Source organism: Roseovarius pacificus (genome assembly GCF_900142665.1).
Lineage (GTDB): Bacteria > Pseudomonadota > Alphaproteobacteria > Rhodobacterales > Rhodobacteraceae > Roseovarius > Roseovarius pacificus.
In genome coordinates this window covers 1-1393 of sequence record NZ_FRBR01000047.1, presented here as the reverse complement: position 1 = coordinate 1393, position 1393 = coordinate 1, and the positions used below count along the sequence as shown (strand labels likewise).

Here is a 1393-nt window from a genome sequence, read left to right as displayed (position 1 = left end):
GGTCGTGTCTCGGAGTTGGTGGAAATTTGAAGGCGGCGTAATCTCCGGGTGAACATCCACCCACCCAACCGGCGGCGGCAACCGCCAGGGAGATCACGCCATGACCAAGAATACCGATACTTCCAGCTTTTCGCTACTGGCCCATGAGGCCGGGTTCGATCCGATCGAGGAGCGGCTCCGGATGAACGTCCGCGCGACCATCGAGGCCGTTTTTGAGGAGGAACTCGCCAGCTTTCTTGGTCGCCTGCGCTACGACCGTGGCGACGGAGCTGCGAAAGGCTATCGCCACGGGCACCGCGAACGGCAACTCACCGGCACCTTCGGGACGGAAACGGTGAGGGTGCCGCGGGCCCGGATCGAGGATGACGCTGGCAAGGTGACGGAATGGCGCTCGAAAGCGCTGCCCCGTTACCAGCGGTTGACCAAGAAGGCCGAAGCCTTGATCGCCGCAGTCTATCTCTCCGGCACCAATACCCGGCGCGTCAAGCGGGCACTGTTCGGGCTGTTCGAGGGCGCCGTCAGCAAGGACGTGGTCAGCCGCGCCTGGCGCAAGGTGAAAGTCGACTGGGACGCGTGGTGCGCCCGCAGCCTCGCCGATGAGGACATCATTCGCATCATTCTCGATGGCACCGTGATCAAGACCCGCATCGACAAGAAGGCCACGAACATCTCGGTGCTGGCCGCCATCGGCGTGCGGCGCGACGGTCAGAAGGTGCTGCTTTCCATAAGAAACATGGGCGGCGAGAGCACCGCTGCATGGCGACAGTTCCTCGATGATCTTGATGCCCGAGACCTGAAACGGCCCGAATTCGTGATCGTTGATGGCGCCCCGGGGCTGGAAGCTGCGCTCGTGGGGTTGTGGGGAGAGGATCTGCCGATCCAGCGCTGCACGGTTCACAAGCACCGCAACCTTCTGGCCCATGCCCCGAAGCACATGCATGACGAGCTGACCGAAGACTACCGGGACATGATCTATGCCGACACCGCGGCCGAGATCGATAAGCGGCGCAGGGCGTTCCTGCGCAAGTGGCGCCTGAAGTGCCGGGCTGTCGCCGATAGCCTGGAGGAAGCGGGGGACCGGCTCTTCACATTCACCCGCCTCGATCCAACGCAATGGAAGTCCGCCAGGACCACCAACGCCATTGAGCGCCTCAACGAGGAGTTCCGCCGCCGCATCAAGACCCAGACCGTGTTGCCCTGTGCCGAGACCGTGCCGATGCTGCTATGGGCGCTGCTCGCCTCCGGTCAGATCCAGATGCGAAAGGTCGACGGCTGGGAAACCCTCTCTCAGCCCCTCGAACCCATGCCCCTTGACCTCGCAGCCTAAAACACCGACTCTTCATATGCCCGGAGCGCGCCGCCAGGGAATTTCCACAGCATTCGCGACACGACC

At 63.2% G+C, this 1393-nt stretch carries 1 protein-coding gene; it reads left to right on the top strand.

From position 1 onward, the window contains the following. Positions 1-100: 100 nt before the first annotated feature. On the top strand, positions 101-1327 hold the full coding sequence (locus tag BUB53_RS22160; RefSeq protein WP_073038252.1) for an IS256 family transposase: 1227 nt from the start codon (positions 101-103) through the stop codon (positions 1325-1327). The last annotated feature ends 66 nt before the right edge of the window (positions 1328-1393 follow it).